Raw genomic sequence first — 245 nt, 5'->3', positions numbered from 1 at the left:
GATAATTGCGAATAAATACAGAGAACGCCATTTATCCTTTTAGCATACCTGCCGGATATTTTTATTTGTATTAATATTAATTGCATCTCCAACTCCGAGCATATCCATCATTAAAAACATTTTGAGATTATAGAATGCCTGTGATAACAACTGAAACATCTGCACGATGTGAATAGTTAGTTTCCTTTCAGAGGAAATGAAATAGACACGCTGAATGAAAAGGAGAGTGATATAAATTAAAAAAC

The 245-nt window shown here is 32.2% G+C and carries 1 protein-coding gene; it reads right to left on the bottom strand.

Going from position 1 to position 245, the window contains the following annotated elements:
- Positions 1-39 precede the first annotated feature (39 nt).
- Positions 40-198 carry a DUF5445 family protein gene (locus AC0L3S_RS39650; RefSeq protein ID WP_473285427.1) on the bottom strand — a complete coding sequence of 53 codons (159 nt, stop codon included), beginning with the start codon at positions 196-198 and terminating at the stop codon, positions 40-42.
- Positions 199-245: the final 47 nt, after the last annotated feature.

This window comes from Bradyrhizobium sp. Ken01 (assembly GCF_055807355.1).
The sequence above is the reverse complement of the archived record's forward strand: the minus strand, read 5'-3'. Positions and strand labels throughout refer to the sequence as shown.